Annotated in this window: 8 protein-coding genes; 7 read left to right on the forward strand and 1 reads right to left on the reverse strand. The window is 68.8% G+C overall.

Features of this window, described 5'->3' with window-relative positions; translation table 11 throughout:
• The 5 genes from K789_RS0102515 to K789_RS0102535 form a co-directional block, all read left to right on the forward strand.
• Positions 1 to 940, forward strand: a 940-nt coding sequence (locus K789_RS0102515; protein WP_024365373.1) for a FecCD family ABC transporter permease, incomplete at its 5' end; no start/stop codon positions are given.
• A 119-nt stretch (positions 941 to 1,059) separates the two neighbouring features.
• Positions 1,060 to 2,082 carry an iron chelate uptake ABC transporter family permease subunit gene (locus K789_RS0102520; RefSeq protein WP_024365374.1) on the forward strand — a complete coding sequence of 341 codons (1,023 nt, stop codon included), beginning with the start codon at positions 1,060 to 1,062 and terminating at the stop codon, positions 2,080 to 2,082.
• 1 nt (position 2,083) lies between these two features.
• The gene (locus K789_RS0102525) at positions 2,084 to 2,920 is read left to right on the forward strand and encodes an ABC transporter ATP-binding protein (RefSeq protein WP_024365375.1); all 837 of its coding nucleotides are present in this window, start codon (positions 2,084 to 2,086) and stop codon (positions 2,918 to 2,920) included.
• The gene (locus K789_RS0102530; RefSeq protein ID WP_024365376.1) at positions 2,917 to 3,996 is read left to right on the forward strand and encodes a siderophore-interacting protein; all 1,080 of its coding nucleotides are present in this window, start codon (positions 2,917 to 2,919) and stop codon (positions 3,994 to 3,996) included. The genes K789_RS0102525 and K789_RS0102530 overlap by 4 nt, the downstream gene beginning before the upstream one ends.
• A 221-nt stretch (positions 3,997 to 4,217) precedes the next feature.
• Positions 4,218 to 5,054 (forward strand): SGNH/GDSL hydrolase family protein, encoded by an 837-nt coding sequence (locus K789_RS0102535; protein ID WP_024365377.1) that lies wholly within the window; start codon positions 4,218 to 4,220, stop codon positions 5,052 to 5,054.
• Between the two features lie 57 nt (positions 5,055 to 5,111).
• Here the strand turns inward: K789_RS0102535 and K789_RS0102540 are convergent, their stop codons facing one another.
• Positions 5,112 to 5,399 (reverse strand): YciI family protein, encoded by a 288-nt coding sequence (locus tag K789_RS0102540; protein ID WP_024365378.1) that lies wholly within the window; start codon positions 5,397 to 5,399, stop codon positions 5,112 to 5,114.
• A gap of 104 nt (positions 5,400 to 5,503) precedes the next feature.
• On the opposite strand from K789_RS0102540, the gene K789_RS0102545 reads away from it, so the two are divergent.
• Together K789_RS0102545 and K789_RS0102550 are read left to right on the forward strand one after the other, a co-directional pair.
• On the forward strand, positions 5,504 to 5,992 hold the full coding sequence (locus K789_RS0102545) for a MarR family winged helix-turn-helix transcriptional regulator (RefSeq protein ID WP_024365379.1): 489 nt from the start codon (positions 5,504 to 5,506) through the stop codon (positions 5,990 to 5,992).
• Between the two features lie 47 nt (positions 5,993 to 6,039).
• Positions 6,040 to 6,660: glutaminase (locus K789_RS0102550; protein WP_024365380.1), on the forward strand; the 621-nt coding region annotated here is incomplete at its 3' end.

Genomic DNA, 6,660 nt, shown 5'->3' on the forward strand with positions numbered 1-6,660 from the left:
GACCGCGGCGTCGCTCGCCATCGGCGCCCGCGGCCTGGACCTCGAGACCGTGTGGCAGGCGCTGACCCGGTTCGATCCGGCCAGCGGCGACCACGCTGTGGTCTACGCCCGGATTCCCCGGACCGTCCTCGGGCTGCTCGCCGGCGGCGCCCTCGGTCTCGCCGGGGCGGCAATGCAGGGCGTGGCCCGCAACCCCCTCGCGGACCCGGGCATCATCGGGATCAACGCCGGCGCCGCGCTGGCCGTCGTCACGGGAATCTACGTCTTCGGCGTCTCCTCGCTTGCCGGGTACATCTGGTTCGCATTCGGCGGGGCCGCGGCCGCCGCCGTCGTGGTCTATCTGATCGCCTCGCTCGGCAGGGACGGTGCGACGCCGGTGAAGCTCGCCCTCGCGGGCGCTGCCCTGAGCGCGGGGCTCTTCTCGCTCATGAACGTCATCCTGGTGTCCAGCCGGGACACCCTGGACCGCTTCAGGTTCTGGCAGGTCGGCGGGATCGCCGGGCGCGACTGGTCCGTGATCCTCCAGGCCCTGCCGTTCCTGCTGCTGGGTGCCGCGATAGTGCTTTGCACGGGCCGGATCCTCAACAACCTCGCCCTCGGCGATGACCTCGCCCGCGGGCTGGGCCAGCGGGTGGGGCTGACCCGCGGCGTCGCCGCCCTCGGCATCGTCCTGCTCTGCGGCGCTGCCACGGCGCTGGCCGGCCCGATCGGATTCGTGGGCCTCGTCATTCCGCACGCCGTCCGCTTCCTCACCGGTCCCGACTACCGCTGGATCCTGCCCTTCTCCCTGGTCCTGGCCCCGGCGCTGCTGCTGGCGGCCGACGTGATCGGCCGTGTCATCCTGCTTCCGGGCGAAGTCCCGGCCGGGATCATGACAGCGCTCGTCGGCGCGCCGGTATTCGTCTGGCTGGTCCGGCGCGGCAAGGGGGCAGGGCTGTGAGCGAACCCGGCGCCGAGGTGACACTTAATGCCCATGTGCCGCCCGAGCATCGGCGTTATCTGACACCTCGGTGGCCGGTGCGGGGCCGGGCCCTGCCCACCCGGACCGCCGTCCGGGCCCTGCCCACCCGGACCGCCGTCCTGGCCCTGGCAGCCGTGGCGATCTTCGCCGCCAGCGTGCTCCTGGGCAGCTACACCGTCACCATCCCCGACTTCTTCAGAATCCTGGGCGCACACCTCACCGGCGGGGAGAAGATCCCGGGCGCCAGTTTCATCGTGATGGAACACAAGCTGCCGCGCGCCGTCGTGGGGACGCTGATCGGAGCCTCCTTCGGGCTGTCCGGCGCGCTGTTCCAGACCATGCTCCGCAATCCCCTGGCCAGCCCGGACGTGATCGGTATCAGCTATGGGGCCAGCGCCGCGGCCGTGACGGCGATTGCCGTCTTCGGCGCATCCGGCGTCACCGTCTCGGGCGCTGCCTTCGCCGGGGCGCTGGCCGTGGCCGGCATCATCTACGCCATCTCCCGCAGCGGATCCCTCGGTTCCGGAAGGCGCAGAGGCGACGCCGCAGGCAGCCGGCTGATCCTGGCCGGAGTAGGCATCGCCGCAGCCCTTCACGCCATGGTCAGTTTCCTCATGACCAGAACGGACATCCGCACCGCCGCCGACGTCCTGGTCTGGCTGAACGGCTCGCTCAACTCCGCGAACTGGGACCGGGCCGGAGTCCTTGGCCTCGCACTGATCGTCCTGATTCCTGCCGTCGCACTCCTCGCCGGCCCACTGCGCATCCTCGAACTCGGCGACGATGCCGCAGCCGGCCTCGGTGTCCGGGTGGGCACGGCCCGGCTGGGCATTGTGATCACCGCCGTCGGACTCGCGGCCGCGGCGACGGCGGCAGCAGGGCCGGTCGCGTTCGTCGCGTTCCTCGCCGGGCCGATCGCGCGCCGGTTCGTCGGCACGGCGAGCCTCCCGGCCTCCGCCCTCGCCGGTGTGGTGATCGTCCTGGCCGCCGACTACGTCGCCGCCAATATCGCACCGCTGCTGCTGGACGGAACGGTCCTGCCGGTCGGAGTGGTCACCGGCGCCCTCGGTGCCCCGTTCCTGATCTGGCTGCTTGTCACCTCCAACCGAAAGGACGCCTGAGATGGTAACACTCCAGACCTCCGGCCTGACGCTGAAATACGAGCAGCGGACCGTGATCGAGGGACTCAGCACGGAAATCCCCCAGGGCAAGGTGACCATGATTGTCGGCGCTAACGCCTGCGGTAAATCCACGCTGCTCCGCGGCCTCGCCCGGCTGCTCAAGCCGGCGGCGGGCACCGTCACACTGGACGGTCGGGACATCCACCGCCGGCCCGCCCGGGAGGTGGCGCGCACGCTGGGGCTGCTTCCGCAGCATCCGACGGCACCTGACGGCATCACCGTCCGGGACCTCGTGGGCCGCGGCCGCTATCCGCACCAGGGATTCTTCCGGACCCGGCCCGCAGGCGTCCCGTCGCACGACGAGCGCGCCGTCCAGGAGGCGATGGAGGCCACTGAAACGCTGGAACTCGCCGGGCGCAACGTGGACGAACTCTCCGGCGGGCAGCGGCAGCGGGTGTGGATCGCGATGGCACTGGCGCAGGAAACCGATGTGCTGCTGCTGGACGAGCCCACCACCTACCTGGACCTCACCCACCAGGTGGAGGTCCTGGACCTCATCACCGACCTCAACCGCCGGCGCGGCACCACCGTGGCGATCGTGCTGCACGACCTCAACCTCGCCGCACGGTACGCGGACCACATCATCGGCATGAAGAACGGACGGATCGTGGCCGAAGGCTCCGCCCGGGCGGTGGTCACCGAGGAAATGGTCCGCGACGTGTTCGGCCTGAAGTCCCGGGTGCTCCCGGACCCGGTGTCCGGCGCACCCCTGATCATCCCGCTGGGCCGCCACCATGCCGATTCCCCGCACACCACAAGCCTGGAGCTGGTCCCATGACTGCAACGAACCCCACCCCGGCCCGCACCCGGACCGGCCCCAAGACCCCACGCGGCGCCGAACCCACGACCCTCGCCTTCCACGTCCAGGTCACGGCGGTCCAGCAACTCGGACCACACTTCCGGCGGGTCACGTTCGGGGGCTATTCGCTGCGGAACTTCGGGGTCCATGGCGGCACGCTGGACCTGCGCATCAAGCTCATGATTCCGTCGCTGGCCGCGGACGGTGCCGCGTTGCCGCTGCCGGAGTTCCGGATGGAGCAGGCCGGCTGGTACCGCGAGTGGCTGGCCATGGATCCTGCGACCCGCGGCTCCATGCGCACTTACACCGTGCGGCAGGAACGCCTTGACGCTGTCTACCCGGAACTCGACGTCGACTTCGTGCTGCACTTTGACGACGCCGGCCACGGCGGACCGGCCGCCCACTGGGCCCTTAACGCCACGCCGGGGGACACACTGACTCTGATAGGACCAAACAACCGGGCTGCGCACTGCATCACGGCAGAAACGTACTCCGGGATCGAATGGCGGCCGGGCCTGGCCCAGCGGGTCCTGCTGGCCGGCGATGAGACGGCCGTGCCTGCCATCAGCGCCATTCTCGAGAGCCTGCCGTCGTACGTGAGCGGGCACGCCATCCTCGAGGTTCCGGAAGCCGGCGACTTCCAGGGCATCACGACAGCCGCCGACGTCGGGATCACCTGGCTCGCGCGCGGTGCGGCGATCGGCCGGTCGCGTCCGCACGGCGAATTGCTGCAGCAGGCGGTCCGCGCCGCCGTCACCCTCCCCGGCTGGGTCGGGCTCGGGTCATCCCGCGAGCCTGCCGCCGGCCCCGAACCCGAGGACGTCAACGTGGACCACGACATCCTGTGGGAGACCCCCGCACGGATGGATGCCGCGGCGATCAGCGCCAGCAGGAACCCGGACAAGCCCGCGGGGGCCATGCCGTTCTATGCCTGGATCGCCGGTGAAGCGGGGGTCGTCAAGGAGCTGCGCCGGTACCTGGTGCGGGACGTGGGGATCGACCGGAAGCAGGTGTCGTTCATGGGGTACTGGCGGCAGGGGAAGGCCGAGCTCTAAGCGACGCTCCCGCAGGTCCGTCCGGACTTGCGGTCGGCGCACCCTCAACTGCAACGCGGGGTCACTTACCGCCCATAATCCCCACTGGGATGGGCCGTAGGTGACCCCGCGTTGTTTCCCTGAGGGCGACCCGCGGCAGTCTTTTGGTCGGCTCGCCCTCGTGCCCCTCCCGTTTACCCTGCTGTTCCCTGCTGGCCGGGTGGGTTGGCTACCGTGGCTTCATGGCCGAAAACCTTCTATCCCCGGGCGCTGATGGGCGGCGGGTCTATGTTGCCCTGGGGGATTCCTTCACCGAGGGGGTGGGGGACTACAATCCCCGGCTGCCCAACGGGGTGCGCGGGTGGGCGGACCGGGTGGCGGAGCAACTGGCCAGGGCGGACCCGGGGTGGGAATACGCCAATCTCGCCATCCGCAGCAAAAGGCTGCGGCACGTCATCGCGGAACAGCTCGACGCCGCGCTCGCCATGGAACCGACCCTGATCACCCTGTACGCGGGCGGGAACGACATCCTGGATATCGGGACCGACATCCACGCACTGATGAAGGACTACGAGTTCCTCGTCGCCAGAATTGCCGCGAGCGGGGCCACGGTAGTGCTGTTCACCGGCTTCGATGTCAGGGTCTCGGCGCTACTGGAACCCCTGAAGAGGCGGAACGCCATCTACAACCAGCGGGTCCGCGAGGTGGCGGCCAGGTACGAGGCCGTGCTGGTGGACTACTGGTGCTTCGACGCGTTCTATGATCCGCGGATGTGGGATTCGGACCGGCTGCACATGTCCAAGGCGGGCCACAAGTATCTCGCCGGCCAGGTCCTGGACCAGCTAGGTGTCCCGCACAAGGTCAAGCCCAAGGAATGGGCGCCGCCGGCGAAACTCGGCCTCCGGGACTGGGAACGACGGCAGCGCCGTTGGGTACATGACTGGGTCCTGCCGCTCTTCGGGCGCAAGCTCAGGGGTGTCACGCTCGGCGACGAGCTCAGGCCGCGCTGGCCGGCGCCGGTCAGGGTCCCGCCGAAGGCAGGACTGAAGAAACTGGCCGCCAGGATCCCCGCGGGCTGAACAGTGCTCGTCCGCCCTGGGCGCCTTGGGAGGCCCGGGACGCGCGGCGGCCCGGCGTCAGCTGTCCAGCAGGTTCTCGTAGCCCGGAGCCACCCGGCTCGCGTGGAACTCCTCGACGTCGAATTCGGCCACTCCGTTGACATAGAACGGATCCCTGGCCAGCGAGGCGTCGAGGGCATCGCGGTCCGCGTTGGAGAGCAACAGGGCGCCTGTGCGTGGGATTTTCCGCCCAGCGACCATAAAGATGCCCTGGTCGAAAGCATCCTGCAGCCACGTGACGTGGGCCGGAAGATGGAAGTCAACGATCTCTTCGGGGACCTTGTAGGTCAGCGAGACTACATACATAAGGGTCAGCCTACCGTCTGTCCCCGGCGCCGGGCCGTGATTCTTCCGTCACGGAAATCCAGCGAAGTTGAACCGTCAAGCTTCAATGCTCCTAGACTGTATCCATGACTGAACCGCGCTGGCTGAACGCCGACGAACGACGGGCCTGGCTGGCCCAAGTAAGCATCAACACCCTGCTTCCGGCAGCCCTGGACACGCAGCTTCACCACGCGCGCAAGCTCTCCCTCTTCGACTACAACGTCCTGGCGATGCTCTCCGAGGCCGACGGCCGTTTTCTGCCCATGAGCGAACTCGCCGCGCGCACGAGTGCCTCACTGTCCCGGCTCTCCCACGTCGTCACCAAGCTGCAGACCCGCGGGTGGGTGGAGCGCCGCCCGCACCCGGGGGACGCCCGGGTGACGACGGCGCACCTCACCGACGCGGGGATGGAGACCATCGAGGAGCTCGCCCCGGGCCACGTCGAGGCCGTCCGTTCGCTGTTCCTCGACGCCCTGAGCGAGGAGGACGTCGCCGACCTCGCCCGGATCGGCGAGAAGATCGTGGGCCGCCTGGACAAGGACCACTGGATCCTGCGGGAGAGCAAGCACGCCTGAGGGCCGTGCAGGCCGCCCGCAACACGCTGTCCCCTAGTGTTGGCACTATGGAATCGCCGATCGACAGCTACCTGCGCCAGATCCACGCCGAGATCGCCCAGCTCAAGGACGGCAAGCCCTACAGCACCATCCCGGCCATGGCCAACGTGGACCCGGACAACTTCGGCATCGCCCTCGCCACCGTGGACGGCAAGGTATACGAAATCGGTGACACCCGCGAGGAATTCACGATCCAGTCCATCTCTAAGCCCTTCACCTACGGGCTGGCCCTCGAGGACCTCGGCAACGACGCCGTGGACGCCAAAGTGGACGTGGAGCCGTCGGGGGACTCGTTCAACGAGATCTCCCTGGCCGAGGGGACGGGCCGGCCGGCCAATGCGATGATCAACGCCGGCGCCCTCACCGCGACCTCGCTGATCAGGGGCTCCGGCGGGCAGTCCGGCTTCAAAAGGATCCTCAGCACGTACTCCGCTTTCGCCGGCCGTCAGCTCTCGGTCAGCGAGCAGGTCTTCGAGTCCGAACTCAAGCATGGCCACCGCAACACGGCGCTCGCGTACCTGCTGCGCTCCTTCAACATCATTGAGGATGACCCCACGCCGGTCCTGGCGGACTATTTCCGCCAGTGCTCCGTCCTGGTGAACTGCTTCGACCTCTCGATCATGGCCGCC

Origin of the sequence: Arthrobacter sp. TB 26 (assembly GCF_000427315.1) — a bacterium.
Taxonomy (GTDB): Bacteria; Actinomycetota; Actinomycetes; order Actinomycetales; family Micrococcaceae; genus Arthrobacter.